20 protein-coding genes are annotated in these 22,773 nt (G+C 68.0%); 14 read left to right on the top strand and 6 right to left on the bottom strand.

The genetic code is table 11. The features are described 5' to 3' along the window. Positions 1-96 precede the first annotated feature (96 nt). The 8 genes from ROJ8625_RS08995 to ROJ8625_RS08960 all read left to right on the top strand — a co-directional run bounded on the left by ROJ8625_RS08995 (position 97) and on the right by ROJ8625_RS08960 (position 10,430). Positions 97-1,185 carry a TRAP transporter substrate-binding protein gene (locus ROJ8625_RS08995; RefSeq protein WP_085791554.1) on the top strand — a complete coding sequence of 363 codons (1,089 nt, stop codon included), beginning with the start codon at positions 97-99 and terminating at the stop codon, positions 1,183-1,185. A 155-nt stretch (positions 1,186-1,340) separates the two neighbouring features. Next, the gene (locus ROJ8625_RS08990; RefSeq protein ID WP_085791553.1) at positions 1,341-2,270 is read left to right on the top strand and encodes a TRAP transporter small permease subunit; all 930 of its coding nucleotides are present in this window, start codon (positions 1,341-1,343) and stop codon (positions 2,268-2,270) included. 18 nt (positions 2,271-2,288) lie between these two features. Then, complete coding sequence (locus ROJ8625_RS08985; RefSeq protein ID WP_085791552.1) at positions 2,289-4,643, top strand: TRAP transporter large permease; 2,355 nt, start codon at positions 2,289-2,291, stop codon at positions 4,641-4,643. Positions 4,644-4,992: 349 nt separating this feature from the next. After that, positions 4,993-6,999: a TonB-dependent receptor domain-containing protein gene (locus tag ROJ8625_RS08980; protein WP_085791551.1), complete on the top strand. Its 2,007-nt coding sequence runs from the start codon at positions 4,993-4,995 to the stop codon at positions 6,997-6,999. A 74-nt stretch (positions 7,000-7,073) separates the two neighbouring features. Then, positions 7,074-7,970 (top strand): ABC transporter substrate-binding protein, encoded by an 897-nt coding sequence (locus tag ROJ8625_RS08975; RefSeq protein WP_085791550.1) that lies wholly within the window; start codon positions 7,074-7,076, stop codon positions 7,968-7,970. Continuing rightward, a complete protein-coding gene (locus ROJ8625_RS08970; protein WP_085791549.1) occupies positions 7,967-9,037 on the top strand; it encodes a FecCD family ABC transporter permease in 1,071 nt (356 codons plus the stop codon). The genes ROJ8625_RS08975 and ROJ8625_RS08970 overlap by 4 nt, the downstream gene beginning before the upstream one ends. Further along, on the top strand, positions 9,034-9,807 hold the full coding sequence (locus ROJ8625_RS08965; RefSeq protein WP_085791898.1) for a heme ABC transporter ATP-binding protein: 774 nt from the start codon (positions 9,034-9,036) through the stop codon (positions 9,805-9,807). The genes ROJ8625_RS08970 and ROJ8625_RS08965 overlap by 4 nt, the downstream gene beginning before the upstream one ends. After that, positions 9,798-10,430, top strand: a complete 633-nt coding sequence (locus ROJ8625_RS08960) for an O-methyltransferase (RefSeq protein ID WP_085791548.1) — start codon at positions 9,798-9,800, stop codon at positions 10,428-10,430. Before ROJ8625_RS08965 ends, ROJ8625_RS08960 begins: the two co-directional genes overlap by 10 nt. A 136-nt stretch (positions 10,431-10,566) precedes the next feature. On the opposite strand, the gene ROJ8625_RS08955 is transcribed toward ROJ8625_RS08960, so the two are convergent. From ROJ8625_RS08955 to ROJ8625_RS08940, 4 genes are all read right to left on the bottom strand, one after another. Further along, complete coding sequence (locus tag ROJ8625_RS08955) at positions 10,567-11,379, bottom strand: arginyltransferase (protein ID WP_085791547.1); 813 nt, start codon at positions 11,377-11,379, stop codon at positions 10,567-10,569. Positions 11,380-11,493: 114 nt separating this feature from the next. Then, the gene (locus ROJ8625_RS08950) at positions 11,494-11,949 is read right to left on the bottom strand and encodes an RDD family protein (RefSeq protein ID WP_370738471.1); all 456 of its coding nucleotides are present in this window, start codon (positions 11,947-11,949) and stop codon (positions 11,494-11,496) included. Positions 11,950-12,016: 67 nt separating this feature from the next. Next, a complete protein-coding gene (locus ROJ8625_RS08945; RefSeq protein WP_085791546.1) occupies positions 12,017-12,472 on the bottom strand; it encodes a DUF2852 domain-containing protein in 456 nt (151 codons plus the stop codon). Positions 12,473-12,579: 107 nt separating this feature from the next. Further along, positions 12,580-13,056: a YbaK/EbsC family protein gene (locus ROJ8625_RS08940; RefSeq protein ID WP_085791545.1), complete on the bottom strand. Its 477-nt coding sequence runs from the start codon at positions 13,054-13,056 to the stop codon at positions 12,580-12,582. Between the two features lie 97 nt (positions 13,057-13,153). On the opposite strand from ROJ8625_RS08940, the gene ROJ8625_RS08935 reads away from it, so the two are divergent. Together ROJ8625_RS08935 and ROJ8625_RS08930 are read left to right on the top strand one after the other, a co-directional pair. After that, a complete protein-coding gene (locus ROJ8625_RS08935) occupies positions 13,154-15,943 on the top strand; it encodes a [protein-PII] uridylyltransferase family protein (protein WP_085791544.1) in 2,790 nt (929 codons plus the stop codon). Beyond that, positions 15,940-16,206: a hypothetical protein gene (locus tag ROJ8625_RS08930; RefSeq protein WP_085791543.1), complete on the top strand. Its 267-nt coding sequence runs from the start codon at positions 15,940-15,942 to the stop codon at positions 16,204-16,206. Before ROJ8625_RS08935 ends, ROJ8625_RS08930 begins: the two co-directional genes overlap by 4 nt. 7 nt (positions 16,207-16,213) lie before the next feature. On the opposite strand, the gene ROJ8625_RS08925 is transcribed toward ROJ8625_RS08930, so the two are convergent. Beyond that, positions 16,214-16,858, bottom strand: a complete 645-nt coding sequence (locus ROJ8625_RS08925; protein WP_085791542.1) for a bifunctional 4-hydroxy-2-oxoglutarate aldolase/2-dehydro-3-deoxy-phosphogluconate aldolase — start codon at positions 16,856-16,858, stop codon at positions 16,214-16,216. Between the two features lie 49 nt (positions 16,859-16,907). Further along, positions 16,908-18,713 (bottom strand): phosphogluconate dehydratase, encoded by a 1,806-nt coding sequence (edd, locus tag ROJ8625_RS08920; RefSeq protein WP_085791541.1) that lies wholly within the window; start codon positions 18,711-18,713, stop codon positions 16,908-16,910. Between the two features lie 293 nt (positions 18,714-19,006). Here edd and ROJ8625_RS08915 point away from each other — a divergent pair, with 293 nt between their 5' ends. The 4 genes from ROJ8625_RS08915 (at position 19,007) to ROJ8625_RS08900 (ending at position 22,688) form a co-directional block, all read left to right on the top strand. Continuing rightward, on the top strand, positions 19,007-19,648 hold the full coding sequence (locus ROJ8625_RS08915; protein WP_085791540.1) for a DUF6778 family protein: 642 nt from the start codon (positions 19,007-19,009) through the stop codon (positions 19,646-19,648). Between the two features lie 70 nt (positions 19,649-19,718). Then, entirely contained in the window at positions 19,719-20,966 is a 1,248-nt protein-coding gene (locus ROJ8625_RS08910) for an RSP_2647 family RNA methyltransferase (RefSeq protein WP_085791539.1), read from the top strand. Further along, entirely contained in the window at positions 20,963-21,502 is a 540-nt protein-coding gene (locus ROJ8625_RS08905; protein WP_085791538.1) for an RSP_2648 family PIN domain-containing protein, read from the top strand. The genes ROJ8625_RS08910 and ROJ8625_RS08905 overlap by 4 nt, the downstream gene beginning before the upstream one ends. A 94-nt stretch (positions 21,503-21,596) precedes the next feature. Then, entirely contained in the window at positions 21,597-22,688 is a 1,092-nt protein-coding gene (locus tag ROJ8625_RS08900; RefSeq protein WP_085791537.1) for an ABC transporter ATP-binding protein, read from the top strand. The last annotated feature ends 85 nt before the right edge of the window (positions 22,689-22,773 follow it).

Below are 22,773 nucleotides of genomic sequence, written 5' to 3'. Positions count from 1 at the left end.
GCTCTGTTTCTTGCGCGGCTAGGTTCCCCGCACTCAACGATCCGTGCCGGCCGCGTTTGTGGACGTCGCCGGCACAATAAAATCTAGGGAGGACACATGGATCGTCGCAAATTTCTCAGAACGTCCGCGCTCGGCGGCACTGCCGCGGCCGCCAGCACGCTCGCCGCGCCGGCTTACGCCCAGGGCAACCGCACGCTGACGCTCGTGACCACCTGGGGCCGCGGCCTCGCCGGTGTGCACGACGCGGCGCAGCGCGCCGCGGACACGATCACCGAAATGACCGACGGTCAGCTGACCATCGACCTGAAGGCCGCAGGCGAACTCGTCGGCGCGTTCGAGGTGTTCGACGCCGTCACGTCCGGCCAGGCCGACATGTATCACGGTGCCGACTACTACTTCGTCAACCAGCACCCGGCCTACGCCTTCTTCACTGCCGTGCCGTTCGGCATGACGGCGCAGGAGCTGGCCAACTGGTACTACCATGATGGCGGCATGGAACTGCACGACGAGCTCGGACAGATCTTTGGCCTGAAGTCGTTCCTCGGCGGCAATACCGGTGCGCAGGCCGGTGGCTGGTTCCGCAACGAGATCTCGGGGCCCGAGGATTTCAATGGCCTGAAGTTCCGCATGCCGGGTCTCGGGGGGCAGGCGCTCGGCAAGCTCGGCGCTTCGGTTCAGAACATTCCCGGCGGCGAGGTCTACCAGGCCCTGTCTTCTGGCGCGATCGACGGCACCGAATGGATCGGGCCCTGGGCCGACGAGAAGGCCGGCTTCCAGGAGATCACCAAGATCTATTACACTGCCGGCTTCCACGAGCCCGGCGCCGGCCTGTCGCTCGCCTTCAACCGCGACGTCTTCGACAGCTTCACCCCGGCACAGAAACGCATCGTGGAGATCGCGGCAGCCGAGGCGCACCAGTGGAACCTCGCGCAGTTCCTCACCGAGAACGGCGCGGCGCTTCAGCGTCTGCAGTCGGGCGGCGTGACGCTTCGCGAGTTCCCCGACAGCGTCTGGGACGCCTTCGGCGACGCGAGCCAGCAGGTTCACGACGAGAACATGGGCGACGACATCTACAAGCGCGTCTACGACAGCGCGATGGCGTCGATGCAGGCCTCGTCGGCTTGGATCAAGACCTCGTCGGGCGCCTACACCGCGCAGCGCGACCGCGTGCTCGGCAGCGCCTGATCGTCACGTGAGGACGGGGCCGGGGCGCAACTGTACGCCCCGGCCTCCCGCACGTGTCCGATCGTGGCGCGACGCGGAACCCTGCCGGGCGGACGGGCCCGGCCAAGTGCCGGCCGAAGGGTCGGAACCCGGGAAACGGTGTCAGGGATAGAGACATGGACGAGCAGGGCGCGGCGGGCGGCTTCTGGCTCTTCGACGGCATCCTGTGGGTGCTGCAGAACTTCGTCATGGCCTTCTGGAATCTCGGATACGCGCTGACGCATCCGGGGTTGTGGCTCGACTGGTCGTCGAACGAGGCGATCATGCGGTTCGTCTACTACGGCGGATCGGTCGAGTTCTTCTTCGTTGTGTTCACGCTTTTCCTCGTGATCGGGGCTGTCGGGCTCTGGCGCAACGGGTTTCTGTGGGGCGTCGTGCGGGGGCTCGAAGGCTTCGCCAACGGGCTCGGCCGGATAATGTGCTGGGCCGGGCTCTTGATGGTGCTGCAGCAGGTCGTCATCGTCTTCATGCAGCGGATCTTCGCGCGGCCCTCGATCTCGCTCGGGCTCGGCATTCCGGTCGAGTTCGACATCTCGTGGTGGTCCGAGGAACTGAAGTTCTACAACGCGCTGATCGTCGCGCTCTGCCTGACCTACACCTTCGTGCAGAAGGGCCACGTGCGGGTCGACCTCGTCTATTCCGCCGTGAGCTTCCGCACCAAGCGTGTGATCGACATGGTCGGCTCGGTCTTCTTCATGATGCCGATGGCGGTGCTGATCTGGCTTTACTCGTGGTTCTTCATGTGGCGCCACCTGATCGTGCCCAATCCGTCGGCCTCCGAGCCTCTCGAGAGGCTGCTGCTCAAGGCCCGCGCCCTGCGCTGGAACGTGGAGACGATCGGCTTCTCGCCCAACGGGTTCTCGGCATATTTCCTGTTCAAGGTCCTGCTCGTGGCGATGACCGGCCTGATCTTTCTGCAGGCATGGGCCTTCCTCTTCCGCTCGTATCTGGAGTGGAAGGAAGGCCCCGAGAGCGAAGACAAGTATCTCGATTTGGACGTGCTCGACGCGCCGGACACCGGCGGTCACGAGCACGCCGAAATCTGACAGGCGAGGACAGGTTCCATGCTATTCGGTCTCGACGGGGTTGAGCTCGGCCTCATCATCGTCTTCGTCTGCCTCTTCTCGGCGATCCTGTCGGGCTTTCCGGTGGCCTTCGCCATCGGCGGCGCAGGCGTCATCTCGTTCGCGATCATCGCCGCGCTCGACAGCGCCGGGCTGCTGATCCACCAGGCCATCGATACGACGTCCGAGGCCTACCGCGCCCTCGTCGCCGACGGGATCCGGTCCGAAACGATCTCGATCTTCCGATATCCTGACCTGCCGCGCGTGGGCGAATCCGTCTTCCCGCTGGGCTGGGAGACGGCGCTCGACCGAAACGTGTCCTTCATCACCAACCGCATCAACGAGCGCGTCCTCGCCGGTCCGTCGATCGAAACGCTTCTGGCGGTGCTGATGTTCGTTCTCATGGGGATCGTGCTGGAACGCTCGCGCATCGCCAATGATCTTCTGACCACGATGGCGCGGGTGTTCGGCCCGCTGCCCGGCGGTCTCGCGGTGTCCATTGTCGTGGTCGGCGCTTTCCTCGCGGCCTCGACCGGTATCGTCGGCGCGACCGTTGTGACGATGGGGCTTCTGGCGCTGCCGACGATGCTGCGCGCGAACTATTCGCCCGAACTCGCGACCGGCGTGATCGCTGCCTCGGGAACGCTGGGCCAGATCATCCCGCCGTCGATCGTGATCGTCCTTCTCGGCACGCTTGCCGGCGATCTCTATTCCGCCAGCCAGGAGACACGCGCGCAACTCGCCGGCTGTTCCGATGCGCTGACCTATCTCGGCGAACCGGCGGTCGTGTCCGTTGGCACGCTGTTCCAGGCGGCATTGCTGCCGGGCATCCTCCTCGCCGGGCTTTACGCCGCCTACGCGTTCGGCTTCGCGCTCTTCAATCCGTCCAAGGCGCCGCCCGTCGCGCTCGAAGACGGCGCGGGCGGAGAGGTGGTGACCCGGGGCGAAGCGCTCACGTGGTATCTGTTCGTGCCAGTCGCCATCATCGCCGGCGTGCTCCTCGCCGGGCAGGTCAACATCGTGGGCAACCAGTCGCTCGCCGTCGACAGCTTTTCCGAGGCCGGCGACACGGCCTCGCTGCGCACGAACGTGAGCGCGGAGTGCCAGGCCTCGATGATCGAGCTGCACGGCCAGTCCGCGTGGGATGCCGCCGTGGCGGAACAGGCCGAGATCGAGGCGCAGGGCGGGGTCGAGAGTGCGGAGCGTCTGAGCCCCGAAGAGATCGCCGAGGCCCGCGCCCGAAAGGCCGCGACCGCCGCGCCGATCGGCACCGGGATCGCGACCTTCGCCGTCTTATTCGCGCTGGCCCTCGCGATCGGGCGCGGCGTCGCGCCGATGGCGGAGCCACTGCCTTTGATCGGCGGGGCGATCGGCGTTCTGGCGCTTCTGGCGGTCGATATCCTGTTCATCACCCCGTTCACGTCGCCGGCGGCCACTGTTCTGTGGATGGCACTGCCGAGCGCGCTGGCGCTCTGGGGCGTGCGTCATGCGGCGGCCCGGATGGGCCGCAACGAGCTCATCCGCGTGGTCTTCCCTCCGCTCGTGCTGATCATCGCGGTCCTCGGCTCGATCCTTGGGGGCATCACCAACCCGACGCCCGCGGCGGCCCTCGGCGCGGCGGGGGCGATCATGCTCGCGGCCTATCGCAAGCTTCGGGAAGAGGGACGTTCGCCCTGGATCGTCACATGGTCCACGTTCGCGCTGATCGCGATGCTCCTGATCGGGATCAACTTCGATCTGCGGGTCAACATCTCGGGTGTCGGAGCGGTCACCTGGATCGCGTTCCTCGCGGCCTACGGCGCGTTCCTCTTCGCGCTGTTCGGCCTCGTCTACTGCTGCTGGGTGTTGTTGCGCGCGCGCGTGCTCACGCCCGCGGTGCGAGAGACCGCGAAGGTCACGTCGATGGTTTTCACCATCCTTGTCGCATCGCAGTTGCTGAACCTCGTGGTCATCTCCTTTGGCGGCGAGCACTACATCCAGCAGTTCCTCCAGAGCTTCGACAACGAGTTCAAGGTTTTCCTGATCGTGATGCTCGTGCTGTTCGTGCTGGGTTTCGTGCTCGACTTCCTCGAGATCATCTACATCGTCGTGCCGATCGTCGGGCCGGTGATCTACGGCGGCTCGTTCGATCCGAGCTGGGTGACGATCATGATCGCCGTGAACCTTCAGACATCGTTCCTGACTCCGCCGTTCGGTTTCGCGCTGTTCTATCTGCGGGGGGTGGCGCCGGCGTCGGTGACGACGGGGCATATCTATCGCGGTGTGGCGCCCTTCGTCGTGATCCAGGTCGTCGGGCTCGCCATCCTGTGGTTCTTCCCGGGCATCGTCACGATCGTGCCAGATCTGCTGAACTGAGCCGGCAAAGGCGCGTGGACGCTGTCGCCGCGCGCATCGGTAGGCGCCCCACCGTGTGCCGGGCCGACTTGTCGCCTTGGCCATCATTGGCTGGCGCGCGGGCGCCAGGGTCGCGACCCTGCACCGCGCAGATTGCGCCGGAAACACCTCTCCGAAAAACCTGACAATAATGCAAAGGTTTGGGATTGCGATGGTCGCGCGGCTCCGGTAACAGCGTGACCCGAGGCGATGCGTCGCCCATCCAATCAGCCAGGTTCTTCCCAGCGATATCCGTTGCGCCGGTCCTCCGGCGCCCGATCCGCTGTCATTCGCCCGCGGCACATCCGGCGGGCCAGGAGGTTCCTGTTCGATGTTTTTTTCCATCCATTTCCGTTATTTCGTTGTCCCCGGAGCTCTGGCCACGAGCCTCGCCGCACCGTTGGCCTACGCGCAGGCCGCAGACGACGGGGCCTACGATCTCGATACGCTCGTCATCACCGCGTCGGGCTTCGAGCAACGGATTGCGGATGCGCCCGCGTCGATCACCGTGATCGGCGCCGAAGAATTCGAGGGACGCTCGAACGAGACCGTCGTGGACATTGTCGAGGACGTCGCCGGGGTCACGATCGAGCAGGGCGGCAAGCTCAGCGGCGCGACCGTCAGCATCCGCGGGCTGCCGGAGGAATACGTGCTGTTTCTCGTGGACGGAAAGCCTGTGGGCTCGACCGAGGAGGCGTTCTACAATGGCTGGGGCTCGGGCCAGAAGACCGGCTACCTGCCACCCGCCTCCGCGATCGATCGCGTCGAGGTCATCCGCGGTCCGATGTCCTCGCTCTACGGGACCGACGCAGCCGGTGGTGTGATCAACATCATCACGAAGCCCGTGCCGGGCACGTGGGACGGCAGCCTGACGCTCGGCACCACGGTCCCGCAGGACGAAGATGCAGGCAATTCGCGCGAGGGACGTTTCTACCTCAGCGGTCCGATCGTCGAAGATGCGCTCGGACTGACACTCTATGGCCAGGCCCACGACAGGGAGGCGGACAGCTTCGTTCCGGGCCTGCCCGAGGGCCAGCGGCGCACGCTCGGCGGCAAGCTCAGCTGGTCGCTGAACGAAAACAACGACCTGGACTTCGAAGTGCGCCGCACGCGGCAGGATTTCGAAACGACCGAGGACAACGCGACGCGCACCGGCGACGTGCAGAACGAATTCCTGAGCTATGGCCTGACCCATACGCTCCGTTGGGGCGCCGGGTTCGAAACCACGACGTTCCTGATCGACGAGGATGTCGACATCACGAACGGCGATCTCGAGTCCAGCTATGGCAAGACCGAGTTCAACACCAAGACAACGATGGCGCTCGGCCGGCATACGCTGACCTTCGGCGCCGACTACACCGAGGAAACGACTGAACACGACGAGGCGCGGTTCAGTCCCTCTGTCGCGACCGGCCTCGAGCGCTGGCACTACGCGCTCTTTGCCGAGGACGAGGTCCAGCTGACCGATGAATTCGCGGTGACCTTCGGCCTGCGCTACGATGAGAACGAGAACTACGGCAGCCAGATCACTCCGCGCGTCTACGGCGTCTATGCGGTGTCGCCCAACCTGACCATCAAGGGCGGGGTGAGCGGCGGCTACAAGGTGCCCGAGCTCAAGCAGGCCGACGATCTGATCGCCGAACCCTCCGGCGGACCGCGCAACAACGCGCTCGACATCGGCAACACCGACCTCGAGCCGGAAGAGAGCACGAACTACGAGATCGGCGCGGTCTGGAACGCGCCGTCGGGCCTGCAACTCGGCGGCACGATCTACCACACGACCTTCCGCAACAAGATCGACCGGGAAACGGTCTGCGACACGCCCGAGGCGGACCGGTTCACGCTGGGAGGGCAGACCGCTGGCACCTGCTCCTACGGCGGGATCGACAACTACGTCTTCACCAGCGAGTACGTGAACCGCGAAGAGGCGCGGCTGAGCGGTGTCGAACTGACCTTCGACATGCCGCTCGGCGACTTCGACCTGTCGGGCAACTACACCTACGCCGACAGCGAGATCACCAGCGGCGATGCCGAGGGGGATCCTTTCACCAACACGCCGATGCACAAGGTCAATCTCGGGCTCGACTGGAAACCGCAGGCGAGCGATTTCGGCGCCTGGGGCGACGTGCGGTATCGCAGCGAGACCAACGTCGTCGCCGAAGACGACCGCGTGCCCGGCTACACGCTGGTCGATGCGGGCATGACCTACGACTTCAACCGGACCTTCGCAGGGGCGTTCGCGGTCTACAACGTCTTCGACAAGCAGATGGACAGCGAGACCTTTGGCCAGATCCTTGAGGGCCGCCGGTTCTACGTCGGTTTGACCAGCCGGTTCTGAATCCGAACCGGCCCCACCCGGCGCGGAGGGGCCGGACCGCCCGCGCGCCACCTCATATCTCAGGAGCCCGACCCATGCTGCGCTGCATCGCTGCCGCCCTGCTGATCGTCCCGTCGATCGCCGCCGCGGATGTCATCGACGTCTCGAACGCGGCCCCGTACCCAGACCTGTTCGCACCCGATAGCGCGCCGGCCGAGCGGCGCGACCTCGTGCTCCTCGGGGACGACATGGTCGAGATCGCGGTCGCTCTCGGCGCGGCGGATCGTATCCTCGCGCGGCCCGCGGACATCGACCTTCCGGGTCTCGAGGACACCCCGCATGTCGTGCGCGACTGGGCCGGGGTGGAGGGCATCGTCGCGATGCGTCCCGGTCTCGTCATCGGTTCGAACCAGCGGTTCGAGACGCTTCTGGCCGGGCTCGAACGCGTTGGCGTGGAGACCGACCTGATCGACCGCATCCTTCCCGCGCCCGAGAAAGTCCGCCGTCTCGCCGCCCATCTCGGGCTCGCGGAACGCGGCGAGGCGCTGATCGCGGAAATCGAGAGCGCTTACACGCAAGCAGAGACCGTCACGCGGGACGACGGCGCGCCGCTGCGTATCCTGCACGCCTCCAAGCAGGGAGCGGGCGGCAACTTCTCCGCGGGCGGCGCGCAGACGGCGGTCGACAACCTCATCGCGCGCGTCGGCGCACTCAACGCCGCCGCCGAGATTGGGCGCGACCGCTATCGTCCCGTGACTCCCGAAGGAATGATCCTCATGGCACCCGATGTGGTGATCATCTCTGAGGCCGAATTGCCGGCCTTCGGCGATATCGGTGGGGTGTGGCAGGACTATCCGGGCCTCGCGCTGACGCCGGCGGGCCGGCAGGAACGCCTGATCGTCATGCGCGAGATGCATGTGAGAAACGATGCGGCCTCCAGCGGAATCGCGACGGTCGCGCTGAGCGAGGCGCTAAGCGAGATGTTCGAATGACCGCCGTGCCGGACAGCACGCAGCGTCGCGGCAGACCCGTCGATCGGACACCGATCCTCGGTGCGGCGCTCGGCACCCTGTTCGTCGCCACGCTCGTTGCCTCCGTCGCGGTGGGCGCCGTGTCACTCTCGCTGCCGGACCTGTGGTCCGCGCTCTGGTCGCGGGTCGGAAATGCCGCGCTTTCGCCGGACGAGACGCTGAACGCCGCGGTCGTCTGGGATCTGCGCCTCGCGCGCAGCATCACCGCGATCATCGTCGGGGCGAGCCTCGCGACCTGCGGGGCCGCCATGCAGGGGCTCTTCGGCAATCCGCTGGCCGATCCGGGGATCGTCGGCGTGTCGTCGGGCGCATCGCTCGGTGCCATCGCCGTGGTCGTGCTGCAGATCTCGACCTTCGGGATCTGGACGCTGCCGGTCGGCGCCTTCATCGCCGGCACTGGCACCACCTTCGTCATCTACGCGCTGGCCCGCCCCGGTCGCGAAGGAACGGACAGCGCGCGGCTTCTTCTGGTCGGGATCGCGGTCAACGCCATCGGCGGGTCGGTCGCGGGTTACCTGACGTATCTCGCCACGGCCGATCAGCTTCAGAGCCTGGCCTTCTGGTCGATGGGGTCGCTGTCCTCGGCGCGTTGGTTGACCGTGGGCATCACGATCGTTCCGGCGGTGGTGGGGATCGCTCTCCTCGTGGTCTGGTCGCGTCCGCTGGACCTCCTCGCTCTCGGAGAGCGGCAGGCGCGTCACCTCGGCGTCGACGTGCGCGTTCTTCGCCGCAAGCTCATCTTCGTCACGGCGCTCCTCGTCGCCGCGGCGGTGTCGTTCAACGGGACGATCGGCTTCGTCGGCCTCGTGGTGCCGCATCTGTTCCGGCTGATGATCGGCCCCGGACACCGGCGGCTCATCCCGTTCTCCGCGCTCGGCGGGGGCCTTCTGGTGATGCTGGCAGACATGGCGGCGCGCACGCTCGATCCGCCGAACGAGATCCCCATCGGCGTCATCATGGGATCGCTCGGCGGGCCGTTCTTCCTGTGGATGATCTGGCGCGGCGCGGGGCAGGGGCGCGCGGCATGATCGACGTTCGCGATGTCACGCTGCGCCTTGGTGGCAAGGCGCTGCTCGAAGATGTCTCGCTTGCCTGCGCGGCCGGGTCGCTGACGGTCCTCGTGGGCCCGAACGGTGCGGGCAAGTCGACGCTCCTTTCCGTCATTGCCGGCGACATGGCGCCCGATACCGGCGCGGTCGCGCTGGCTGGCCGCCCGCTCGGCCAGACCCGCGTGCGCGATCTTGCGCAGGTTCGCTCCGTCTTCCCGCAAGGATCGGAAATCCGGTTCGGCTACCCGGTGGAAGAGGTCGTTGCCATGGGTCGCGCATTCCGGGATCTGCCCCCGCACGCAGACCGCGCGGCGATAGACACCGCGATGGCGCGGTCTGAAATCGCGCACATGGCCTATCGCAACGCGCAAACCCTGTCGGGCGGCGAGCAGGCCCGCACGACCTTTGCGCGTGTCGTCGTCCAGGAAACCGAGGTCGTCCTTCTCGACGAGCCGACCGCGGCGCTCGACCTGCGCCACCAGGAGCGCGTCCTCGCTTCCGCGTCGGAGATGGCACGGGCCGGCGCGACGGTTCTGGCGGTCCTCCATGACCTCAATCTCGCATCGGCCTACGCGGACCGTATCGTTCTCATGTCCGGGGGCCGTATCGTGGGCGAAGGCGCGCCTTGGGACGTGCTGACGGCCGAGCGCATCTCGACGGTCTATCGTCAGCCGGTCTGCGTCATTCGGCATCCCGAGCGCGGCTGTCCGGTCGTGCTCACCACATCAAAGGAGGACGCATGCGTCTGACCGATCCCCGTCTCGCCGCCATCCTCGAGCGAGAGCATGCCGCCGCCGCCGCGCAGCGCGCGGTCCCCCATGCAGCCCGGGAGGCTGGGCGGACGGATTTTCGCGTGTCGGACAGGCAGCGCACCTCCTACCTCTCCATCGGGCGGGACCAGGGGCGCTGGCTGCATGGACTCGTCCGCGCCACCGGCGCGCGCACCATCGTGGAGTTCGGCACGTCCTTCGGCATCTCGGCGCTCTATCTCGCGAGCGCGGCCAGGGCGACCGGCGGCACCTTCACCGGCACCGAATACCACGCCGAGAAGGCGGAAAGCGCCCGCGCAACGCTTGCGGAGGCGGGCCTCGCTGAGGCCGACATCCGTCACGGTGATGCCCGCGAAACGCTGGCGGACCTGTCGGGGCCGATAGACCTGCTGTTTCTCGACGGGGCGAAAGATCTATACCGGCCGATGCTGGATCTTCTGGCGCCGGGGCTGGCGGACCACGCGGTCGTCGTGGCCGACAACATCGCGCCGGACAGGCCTGAAATCGCGAACTTTCTTGCAGCGATCAACGTGCCGGAAGAGTGGACGACATCCATCCTTGAATTCGAGAAGGGCGGCATGAGTTTCTCGGTCCGGGCCTGACCGCCGACGGTTGTGCGGTCACCGGGCGACCCGGACAGGCCGTTGCGCGCCACGTCGAGCGCCATTTGCCTCGAACTTGCGTCGTCCGGGCTCCGGAACGGCCCAGAGAACGCGGGAAGCGCGGTGCCGTCAGAATTCAGCTGCGGCTGTCGGGGAGCGAGATGTTGGCGACCTGTTCTGCGATCGGGTCGGTCGAGGCCGGGTTCATCTCTTCGGAGTAGTCGTCTCGTGGGGTCTTGCGCGTCCAGGCGCCGCCCCGGAAGATCTCAAGGCCCTCGAAATTCGCTTTATAGCCCATCTTGGGCGAGCCCGGCACCCAGTAGCCGAGGTAGACGTAGGGAAGGCCGGCCTCGCGCGCGATCTCGACGTGATCGAGGATCATCCACGTGCCCAGCGATTGCCGCGGCATGTTTGGCTCGTAGAACGAATAGACCATCGACAGCCCGTCATCGAGAACGTCGGTCAGGCATACCGCGGTCAAGCCGCCGGTGTCGCGGTCGACGTATTCGACGACCCGGCTGCGGATCGGTGTTTCCTCGACCATCGCGGCGAACTCGAACACGTCCATGTCGGCCATGCCGCCATCCGCGTGGCGCCGGTCGAGGTAACGGCGAAACAGCGCGTATTGCTCCTCGGTCGCCCAGGGGCTCGTGGCGCGGCGATGCAGGTGCGCGTTGCGGTTGATCGTGCGGCGCTGGCTCTTTGACGGGGCGAAATCGGCGACCGAGATCCGCGCCGACAGGCAAGCCGCGCAATCCGAGCACGAGGGGCGATAAAGCACGTTCTGCGAGCGCCGGAAGCCCTGTTTCGACAGCGAGTCGTTCAGTTTCTCGGCTTGGTCGCCCTGCAAGGCGGTGAACAGCTTCCGCTCCATCCGGCCCGGCAGATAGGGGCAGGGCTGCGGCGCCGTCACATAGAACTGCGGGGCGAGGGGAAGCGCGTGGCGCATTGACATCCTTCGAAAAGCCGTTGGCCAAAAGGTAGCAATGCCAGCCTGCGCCGCCAAGACCCCAAAGGACGTGACCCCACCGTACGGGGTGGGCGGCGCAGGCGTTGTGCGCCCTCAGGCGCGCCGGTTGATCATCACCGTGCCGAGCGCGTAGTCGCTCAGCCCCTGACCCCGCGGCGAGCCACACATCAGCAGCACCGAAGCCAGCTGGATCAGGAATGTCGACATCGAGATCGTGTAGCCGGCCGTGTGCAGAAGCGCGGTGCCGTTATCGAGCCTGCGCCCGTAGGCATCGCGCAGTTCGATGGCCATCAGGCGCATGCCCCACGTTGCCGACCCCTCGGCGATCGTGAACCACCGGTAGAGGAACCCGACCGCGAGCATCACGACAGGCAGGAAGAACAGCGCGATGAACGCGGTCAGGATCACGACGGGCACGACGAGAATCGTCACCAGCATCACGTCGATCACCCAGGCGATCGCGCGCTTCGTGGTCACGCCTTGGTAGAACTCGGGCTGCGTGTCCGGGTCGGGAAGGTGAAGGTCGGGATGCAGGGACATGTCGCTCATCGTAGGGCTCGTACCGGGCAAAGGGAAACGGGGCCGCGCGGTGCGGCCCCGGCATCGGGATCGGGGATCAGCGGCCGGCTTCGGGGAGGTCGGGGCCGGTGTCGGTGCGCATGTCGCTGCGCGCCGCGGTGTCGTCCCGCCGGTTACGCTCTTCCATGAACTGGTCGAACTCGGCCTGGTCGCGAGCGTCGCGCAGGCGCTTCAGGAAGGCCTGGAAGTTCTCCTGCTCTTCCTCGAGCCGGCGCAGCGTTTCGGCCTTGTAGGCGTCGAAAGCAGTGTTGCCGGAGGACGTCATCGTCCCCATCCCGGCAGGGGTCCAGCTGCGCTTGGACGAACGGCAGGAAAACATGCGCTTGCTCCAGATCATGTAGGCAAGAAGGGCCAGCCCGATGGGCCAGAAGAGGATGAAGCCGACAACCATGGTGGCGATCCAGGCGCCTTTGCCGCGGTCGTCGAGCCAGGCTTCCGCGCGGGCGAACCACCCGGCGTTTGCGGGAAGCGTGGCAGAGGTCGAGGGGGTCATTGTCGGTCTCCGTCGTTGCCGTGTTGTTTGATGTGAATGTCGTTCACATCCCCTAGATCGGCATGACCCGGGCCGGCTTCAAGGGATCGATGTGAATTTCTTTTACATCAGGGCGCCGGTTCGGCGAACGCCGCGGCAACCGCACCTGTCAGGGGCGCCAGCATGTGCGGATCGAGCCGGACCACGTGGCGCGGCGTGCCAGCGGCCGCCCAGACCGCGTCGAAGTCGAGAAGACGCGGGTCGAGCCATGCCCGGATCGGGTTGAGGTGACCGACAGGCGCAACACCCCCGATGGCAAAGCCGGTCTGGGTGCGGATCAGCGTCGCGTCGGCCTTGCAGAGCGGCTCTCCGGCCAGCGCCGTGGCGCGCGCATCCTCGACGCGGTTTCCACCGGCAGTCAGGAACAGGAGTGCCGTACCGCTGTCGCCGCCGCGATAGATGATCGACTTCGCGATCTGGTCGAGCGCACACCCGACCGAGGCCGCGGCCTCTGCTGCTGTACGGGCCTGGCCGACCTCGACGATCTCGAAGTCGATGCCTGCGTCGACGAGCGCGGCGCGAACGCGCTTGAGGCTCTTGCTCATCGTGATCCTCCGGGGCTGACGGCGTGCGCGAGGGAACACCGATCCGCAAGCCGCCGCAACCGTTGCACGTCGTCCAAAAGCGTGGCCTTGTCGGCGCATGTCGCTCGCCTCACGCCTGACCCGCCTTCCTCGTTCCTTCGATACCGATCAGGGCGCCGATGCCGCGGCGCACGCGCCCTGGGCCGAAGGCTCGATGCGCGACCTCCTGACCGGCGCGGGCGGCTCGAGCCCGCACCTGCACGCGCTGCTAGGCAAAGAGGCGGGGTGGCTCGAAGGCGCGGCCGACGATCCGGACGGCGCGGTTGCCGCGCTGTGCGACGATCTGCGGACGGGCGCGCCCGACACCCGGGCCGACGATCTGCGACGGGCCAAGCGCCGGGTCGCACTCCTCACCGGCCTGTGCGACCTGGGCGGCGTCTGGCCGCTCGAGACGGTCACGGGCGTGCTGACCGATTTCGCCGATCTCGCGGTGCAGCTGGCGCTCGAGGCGACGGTCGGGCACGAGATCCGGCGCGGCAAGCTGCCCGGCGCGACCGAGGACGACGTTTCCGCGGCCGGCGGCATGGTGGCCCTTGCCATGGGCAAAATGGGCGCGGGCGAGCTCAACTATTCCTCGGACATCGATCTGATCTGCCTGTTCGACGAGACCCGCTTTGATCGCGACGATTATCACGAGGCGCGCGCGGCGCTCGTGCGCGCCACCCGAAAGATGTGCGCGATGCTCAGCGACCTGACGGGCGAGGGCTACGTCTTTCGCACCGATCTTCGGCTGCGCCCGGATCCCGCGGTCACGCCGGTCTGCATGGCGATGGAGGCGGCGGAACGTTATTACGAAAGTCTTGGGCGCACGTGGGAGCGCGCGGCCTATATCAAGGCGCGCGCGGCCGCCGGCGACGTGGAGGCCGGCGAGCGGTTTCTGGAGACGCTGACACCCTTCGTCTGGCGCCGGCACCTCGATTTCGCCGCGATCCGCGACGCCCACGAAATGCGGTTGCGGATCCGCGCGCAGAAGGGTCGCGGCGGCGCGATCACGCTGCCTGGCCACGACATGAAGCTCGGCCGTGGCGGCATTCGCGAGATCGAGTTCTTCACGCAGACCCGCCAGATCATCGCCGGCGGGCGCGACCCGGCGTTGCGGGTGCGCGGCACGGTCGACGGCCTGCGCGTCCTGGCCGAAAAGGGCTGGGTGCCCGACGAGATCGCCCGAGAGCTGACCGGGGCCTACCGGGCGCACCGCGAGGTCGAGCACCGCGTTCAGATGATCCGCGACGCCCAGACCCACGCGCTGCCCGGGTCGGGGGACGAAATGGACCGCCTCGCCTGTCTCATGGACACCGATCGCGGCACGCTCGAGCGCGAGCTGCACCAGCGGCTCGAACGGGTGCACGAGATCACCGAGGACTTCTTTGACCGCGAGGGGGGTGGCGCCGGCGCGGCCGCGAGCGACGAGGCCGAGTTCGGAGAGGAGACGACGCGCCGCTGGCCGGCCTATCCGGCCCTGCGCTCCGCGCGCGCGGTCGAGATTTTCGACCGGATCAAGCCGGAGATCCTCGCCCGGTTGAAGCGTTCGAGCCGCCCGGAGGAGGCGCTGGCGGCCTTCGACGGGTTCCTGGCGGGGCTTCCGGCCGGCGTGCAGCTTTTCTCGCTCTTCGAGGCGAACCCGCAGCTTGTCGACCTGCTGGTCGACATCGTGTCGGTCTCGCCCGATCTCGCGCGCTACCTGTCTCGCAATGCCGGAGTCTTCGATGCCGTGATCGGCGGCGACTTCTTCGCGGAATGGCCGGGCCGCGCGGCGCTGGTGGCGCAGTTCGAGCGCATGCTCGCGCGCGAGGAGGATTACGAGCGGCGCCTCGACGCGGCGCGGCGCTGGGGGAAGGAATGGCATTTCCGCGCCGGTGTGCATCTCTTGCGCGGGCTCACCGACCCCGAAGAAGCGGCCGAGCAATACGCCGACGTGGCCGAGGCGACGCTGGCTGCGCTCTGGCCCGTGGTGGTCGACGAGTTCGCGGCCAAGCACGGAGCGCCCCCGGGGCGCGGAGCGGCGGTGCTCGGCATGGGCAGTCTCGGGGCGCGACGCTTGCATGCGCGCTCCGATCTCGACCTGATCGTGATCTACGATGCCGACGGGGTCGAGGCGTCGGAGGGCCGCAAGCCGCTGTCCTCGCGGGTTTATTACGCGCGACTGACGCAGGCGCTGGTCACGGCGATGACCGCGCCGATGGCCGAGGGCAAGCTTTACGAGGTCGACATGAGGCTGCGACCGTCGGGCAACCAGGGCCCCGTGGCGACGAGCCTCGCGTCCTTCCGCGACTACCAGGCGCGCGAGGCCTGGACGTGGGAGCATCTTGCGCTGACCCGGGCCCGCGCGGTCGCCGGCACGGCAGAGATCGGCGCGGAGGCGGAGGCCGTGCGCCTCGACGTTCTCGCGGCCACGCGCGACCGATCCGATACGCTGGGCGAGGTCGCGCGGATGCGCGCCCGGATCGAGGCGGCCAAGGGGCAGGGCGCGCTGTGGGATCCGAAGATCGGTCGCGGACGGATGCAGGAAATCGAGCTTCTCGCGCAGGCCGGCACGCTCGTTGCCGGCGCCGACACGCGCGATGTAGCCGGCGGGCTGGAGGCGGGCGTCGCCTGCGGATGGCTCGTGGCCGACGACGCCGCGGAGCTGGCCACGGCGCATCGCCTGCTCTGGGCGCTGCAAATCGGCGCTCGGCTCCTGAGCGACGGGCCGGTTTCGCCGGACGATCTGGGGCAGGGCGCGGCCGAGGTGCTGACGCGGCTCACCCGGACCGAGAGCATGGACGACCTCGCCGGGCGTCTGCGCGCGGCCACCGAGCGCGCCGGCCGCGCGGTGGATGCCGCGCTCGGACAGGCGGACGCCGCATGAGGGGCCGGGGCGATCCGGCCGATCCGCGCGGTGTCATCGCCGAGGCGTATCGCATGGATGGCATCGGCGAGGCCGAGTGCCGCTCGATCTTCCTAGACTGGGCGCTCGGGTTGCCTGCCGATACGGACACGCGCGCCGCGATCGATACGCTCCTAGCGCGTCATGGCGACACCGGCCATCCGATGACGGGGGTGCTTCGCGAAGGGCTCGGACGCACGCTGCCGAAGCGGCGCGGCGGGGCGCAGGGCAGACGTGGCCGCTGAGTGCCGTTCAGCCGGTGCCGAGAGCTGCCGCCTCCCGGGCGAGAGCGGTGATCCCGTCCCAGTCGCCCGCGGCGAGCTTGTCCTTCGGCGCCACCCAGGAGCCGCCCACGCATAGCGTGTTCGACAGTGCGAGGTAGTCCCCCGCGTTGCCGAGCGACACGCCGCCGGTCGGGCAGAAGCGCACCTGCGGCAGCGGCGCGCCGATCGCCTTCAGCGCCGAGGCGCCGCCGTTCGCTTCGGCGGGAAAGAACTTTTGAACGGTGTAGCCGCGCTCCAATAGGCGCATCACCTCGGTCGAGGTAGCGGCGCCCGGCAGCATCGGCAGGTCGGCGGCCTCGGCCGCGTCGAGGATACGGTCGGTCGCGCCGGGCGAAACGCCGAAGGTGGCGCCGGCGGCGACAGCCTGTTTCACGTCGTCGGGGGTCAGGAGCGTACCCGCACCGACCCGGCCACCGTCCACCTTGGCCATCTCGCGGATCGCGTCGAGCGCCGCCGGCGTGCGCAACGTCACCTCCAGCACGGGCAGCCCGCCGGCCACCAGCGCTTCTGCGAGAGGACGCGCCTGCGCGGCGTCGTCGATGACGAGAACGGGGATGACCGGAGCGAGGCGGCAGAGTGCTTCGGTCCGGCTGCTGGCATCGGCGGGCGTCATCGGGCGGTTCCTTGCGCGTTGATTAAGTCGGTTAGTGGGTTGGGGCGGCCTATACGACCACCGCCGCCCCGTTGGAGGACAGGCCGACATTCTGGCGGAAGACCTCGAAGATCTCGCGTCCGACTCCGTGGCCGTTGTCCGCAAGGTCCGCCGCGACGGGATCGCGCTGGTCGAAATCGGCCTCGAGGCAATCGAGCGTGCCGGCGACGGCATCGACCACCACGCGGTCTCCGTCGCGCAAGCGCGCCAGCGGACCGCCCTTGGCGGCCTCGGGCGACACGTGGATGGCCGACGGCACTTTGCCGGACGCGCCAGACATGCGCCCGTCGGTCACCAGCGCGACCTTGAGACCGCGATCCTGCAGTACCGCGAGCGTCGGCGTCAGGGAGTGCAGTTCCGGCATGCCGTTGGCCGACGGACCCTGGAAGCGCACGACGACGATCGTGTCTTCGGTGAACTCTCCGGCCTTGAACGCGTCCTTGACCTGCTGCTGGTCGTGGAACACCCGGGCCTTGGCTTCGATCCGGTGGCGCGATGGGTCGACGGCCGAGGTTTTCATCATGCCGCGCCCGAGATTTCCGTCGAGCTGCTGCAGGCCGCCGGTTTTCTGGAAGGGATCGGAGACCGGGCGCAGGATCTTGTCGTTCTGGGTCTTGCCGGCGCCGGGACCGTAGACGACCCGCTCGCCCTCGAGCTTGGGCTCTTCGCGGTAGCGGTTCAGCCCGTCGCCGGCGACGGTCGTCACATCGTCGTGCAACAGACCCGCGTCCAGCAACTCTCCGATCATGTAGGACAATCCGCCGGCGGCGTGGAAATGGTTCACGTCGGCCAGTCCGTTCGGATAGACCTTGGCCATCAGCGGGACCGCGTTCGAGATCTCGTCGAAATCCTCCAGCCGAAGCTCGACGCCCGCGGCGCGCGCCATCGCGGGCAGGTGCAGCACGAGGTTCGTCGAGCCACCCGTGGCCATCAGCCCGACGATGCCGTTCACGAAGGCGCGTTCATCGAGAACGTCGCAGACGGGGCGATAGTCGTTGCCGAGCGCTGTGATCTGCGTGGCGCGCTCGGTGCCGGCAACGGTCAGGGCGTCGCGCAGCGGCGTGTTCGGGTTCACGAACGAGGCGCCGGGCAAGTGCAGCCCCATGAACTCCATCAGCATCTGGTTCGAGTTCGCGGTGCCGTAGAACGTGCACGTGCCCGGACCGTGATAACTTTCCATTTCGGCCTTCATCAGCGCGTCGCGTCCGACCTCGCCGGCCGCGAACTGCTGGCGCACCTTGGCCTTCTCGTCATTCGGCAGGCCGCTGGTCATCGGACCGGCGGGCAGGAAGATGCCCGGGATGTAGCCGAAGGTCGCAGCGGCGATGACGAGGCCCGGCACGATCTTGTCGCAGACGCCGAGATACAGCGCCGAGTCGAACGTGTTGTGCGACAGGGCCACACCGGCGGCGAGCGCGATCACGTCGCGCGAGAAGAGCGACAGTTCCATCCCCACCTGGCCCTGGGTGACGCCGTCGCACATTGCCGGCACGCCGCCGGCGACCTGCGCGGTGGCGCCCTGCGCGCGCGCCGCCTTGCGGATCAGGTCGGGAAAGCGCTCGAACGGCTGGTGGGCCGACAGCATGTCGTTGTAGGCTGTCACAATGCCGACATTGGGCACCCGCGCGCCGGCCAGCGCGTCCTTGTCATCCCCCATCGCCGCGTAGGCATGGGCCTGGTTGCCGCAGCTCAGGTGGGCGCGGCGCGGCCCCTCCTCGGCGGCGCGGCGCATCCGGTCGAGGTAAATGCCGCGGGTCTCCTCGGACCGCGCGCGGATGCGGTCGGTGACGGCGGCAATGGTGGTGTCGAGGGTCATGGCGGGGCTCCTCTCCCAGGTGCGGCGGGTGAACGGCCGTTGCTCTTTCGAACCATCTACATTGGTTAGCGCTAACAGTAAAGGTGCCCCCGCCGCGATCTGCCGCGGTCGGCACGGGAACACGCGCGGCGCCTGCCGCGCCGCGGACATGGCCGGCGACATCGGGCAGGCGATGCAGGGCCGCAACGCCCTTGGCACAACCGCAGATTGGAACCGAATGAGCCGCAATCCCGCCCGATTCGTTGCGGATACCGGAGCGCATCAAGAAACTCTGCAAAGATGGAGTTGCCAATATGTCTACGGTGCTCAAATCCCTGGCCCTCGTGCTCTGCTTCGGTGTCGCGGCCTGCGGCAGCGTCGAGACGGCAAGCCGCGCGTCGGTCAACCACGACCTCGCCACTAGCGCGGCAATACAGCCGCGGGCGCTGTCCCTCACCCAGTTCCGCGTCGAGGTGCCGGAGCATCTGCGCGTCTCCGAACTCAACGCCTACCTGCCGTCCGGCGACATCGTGTGGCGCGGGGATCCGGCCGGCGATCGACACGCTCAGGTCAAGGCGATCTTCGAAGCCGGGCTCTCGCAGGCCCAGGCGCGCATGGCCGCAGGCACGCCGGTGGCGGCCACGGTGACTGTCCGCCGCTTTCATGCGCTGTCCGAAAAGGCCCGTTACACGACCGGCGGCGTGCATCACATGGTCTTTGACATCGCGCTGACCGATCCGGCCACGGGCGTCCCGCTCGGCCCGGTGCGCACGGTCACGACCGATCTCGTGGCCTTTGGCGGCAACAAGGCGATCAAGGCCGATGCCCGCGGCGAGACGCAAAAGGTCCGCATCACGCGGCATCTGGGTCAAGCCGTCACCGAAGAGCTCACGCAGCCCGGCGGCCACCAGAATGCGCGGCTCGGACTGATCCAGGCGATGAACCGCGGTCTCTGAAGTCAGAACGATCGGGGGCGGGCCGCACGCCCGCTTCCCCTCGACCAATGGCGCGACTAAGAGGGGCGACATGACGCTCCCCGATGACGCGCCCGACGGCGCTCCCGATTCCCCCGCACCGCAGACGCCGGACGACCTGCCGGTCGTGCGGCTGAAACCGAAGTCGAAGCCGCAGGCGATCCGCCGTGGCTTTCCGTGGGTCTATGCCGATGAACTGGTGACCGACCGGCGGACCAAGGCGCTGGCGCCCGGCACGATCGCCCGGCTGGAGGATGCGGAGCGCAAGCCTCTCGCGCGGGTCGCGGTCAACCCGAAGTCCAAGATTATCGCCCGCGTGATCGACCGCGAGGGCCGGGGCGTGCCCGACCACGCGTGGTTCGTCGCCCGGCTGCGCCGCGCGCTGGCGCATCGCGAGCGGCTCTTCGACGCGCCGTTCTACCGGCTCGTCCACGCCGAGGCTGACGGGTTGCCCGGCGTGATCGTGGATCGGTTCGGCGACATCGCGGTGATCCAGCCCAACGCCGCGTGGGCGGACGTGCTTCTTCAGCCGCTCGCCGACGCTCTGGCCGAGGTGACCGGGGTCACGACGATCCTCAAGAACGCGGGGGGACGCGGCCGCAGCCTCGAAGGGCTCGATGCCGAGGACGCGGTCCTGCTCGGTGAGGCGCCGGCTGCGCCCGTGCCGGTGGAGATGAATGGCGCGACCTACATGGCCGACCTCACCGGAGGGCAGAAGACCGGGCTCTTCTACGACCAGCGCGAGAACCAGGCCTTCGCCGCGCGTCTCGCCCGGGGGCAGGACATGCTCGACGTCTTCAGCCACGTGGGAGGCTTCGCGCTCGCGGCGCTGGCCAACGGCGCGACCTCGGCCCTCGCCGTCGACGGCTCCGCCCCGGCGCTCGAACTCGCCGCGTCCGGAGCGGCGGCGTCGGGCAGCGCGGATCGGTTCGAAACGCGGCAGGGTGACGCCTTCTCGGTGCTCGAGGCGCTGGCCGAGGAAGACCGCCGCTTCGGCCTCGTCGTGTGCGATCCGCCGGCCTTCGCCCCGGCCAAGCCGGCGCTGGAGGCCGGGCTTCGCGCCTACGAACGGGTCGCGCGACTGTCGGCGCCGCGCGTGGCGCCGGGCGGATACCTCGTGCTGTGCTCGTGTTCGCACGCCGCGGACCTCGCCGCCTTTCAGGGGGCATGTCTGCGCGGGATCGGCAGGGCCGGCCGGAAGGCGCAGCTCATCCATACCGGGCAGGCGGCACCGGACCATCCGCTGCTGCCGCAGCTCGCGGAATCGGGGTATCTCAAGGCGCTCGTCTTCCGGCTGTGAAGGTGCTCGTCGATACCTGCGTGCTCTTTCCGACAGTGATGCGCGAAGTGGTGCTGGGCGTCGCCGCGACAGGGGCGTTCACGCCACTATGGTCGGCGCGGATCCTCGAGGAGTGGGCGCGCGCGGCGCGCAAGCTCGGCCCCGGGGGCGAGGCGCAGGCGCGGCAGGAGATCGCGGAACTGCGCGGGCGCTGGCCCGCCGCCGAGGTCGACTGGCCGCCGTCGCTCGAGTCGCGTCTCTGGCTGCCGGACGGCAACGACGTGCACGTTCTCGCGGCGGCGATCGCTGGCTCGGCCGATATGATATTGACCCTGAACGCCTCCGACTTCCCACGCGGCACGCTGGCCGAGGAGGGGCTGTCGCGCGCCGATCCGGACGCCTTCCTGATCGGCCTCTTGCAAGCGGACTACGACGGGGTTCGCGCGGTCGCCGAGGCCGTGCTGGCCCGGGCGCGCGAATTGTCGGGCGAGGAGTGGCAGATGCGGCCGCTTCTGAAGAAGGCGCGGCTGCCACGGTTGGCCAAGGCGCTCGGCTGACGCGGGTCGGGGCCGTCTTGCCGTTCTCGTCCGGCGCTGTTACCTGCCGATCGCTGAGAGTTTTGATCGGAAACAGCGCGCGAGGCGCAGGCACGTGAGCGAGGCTCCCCCGCGGCTTGAAGCCCGCAACCTGACAAAGCGGTTCGCCGGCAAGACGGTGGTCGACGATCTGTCGCTGCGCATCGCACCGGGCCAGGTGACGTGCCTTCTTGGGCCGTCGGGATGCGGCAAATCTACCACGCTCCGAATGATCGCCGGCGTCGACATGCAGGATGCCGGCACGATCTCCGTCGATGGCGCGCTGATCTGCGACACGGTCTATCGCGTGCCGCCGGAGAGGCGATCGATCGGCCTGATGTTCCAGGATTTCGCGCTGTTTCCCCACCTGTCCGTCGGCGCCAACGTCGCCTTCGGCCTGAGCGGGGCGAAGAGCGAGCGGACCGAGCGCGTCCGTCACCTTCTCGATCGCGTGGGCCTCGCCGGTTATCACGATTCGTATCCGCACGAGTTGTCAGGCGGCGAGCAGCAGCGCGTCGCGCTGGCGCGCGCGCTTGCGCCCCGGCCGCGGATCATGCTGATGGACGAGCCCTTCTCTGGCCTCGACAACCGCCTGCGCGACGGGATCCGGGACGAGACGCTCGCAGTGCTGAAAGAGGAGGATACGAGCGTCCTTCTGGTCACGCACGAACCCGAAGAGGCGATGCGCATGGCCGACGACATCGCGTTGATGCGCGGCGGGCGGATCGTGCAGCAGGGCGCGCCCTACAACATCTACAACGCTCCGGTCGACAAGGAGGCGGTTGCGTTCTTTAGCGATATCAACGTTCTGGAGGGCGTCGTTCGCAATGCGCTGACGACGACGCCGTTCGGCGAGTTCCTCGCCCCGGGCTATGCCGACGGCGCGCGGGTCGAGATCGTGTTCCGGCCACAGCATGTCTCCATCGACTTCGACCGCAACGGACGCGGGCCAAACCCGACGCGGCTGGCCGGAACGCCGGCCCGCGGACACGTCGAGCGGGCGCGCTTCATGGGCTCCGAAAGCCTCGTCGAGTTTCGGATGGAGCATGACGGCGAGGTGCTGCGCGCGACGGTGCCGAACGTCTTCCTGCCGGCGAAAGGCACGCCGATGTGGCTGACCGTGCGGCGCGACCGCTGCTTTGTCTTTCCGGTCGGCGAGGCTGGGTGACAGTACGGAAACGGAGTGTTTCCGGAACATGCGAAACCTGCGCCCGGGCCACCGCGTGGCTTGGTGATGTCAATTGCGGGGGAAG

The sequence above is a fragment of the Roseivivax jejudonensis genome, from assembly GCF_900172265.1.
GTDB lineage: Bacteria > Pseudomonadota > Alphaproteobacteria > Rhodobacterales > Rhodobacteraceae > Roseivivax > Roseivivax jejudonensis.
Note: the sequence above shows the minus strand (reverse complement) of the source record. Positions and strands in the feature narration are given on the sequence as shown.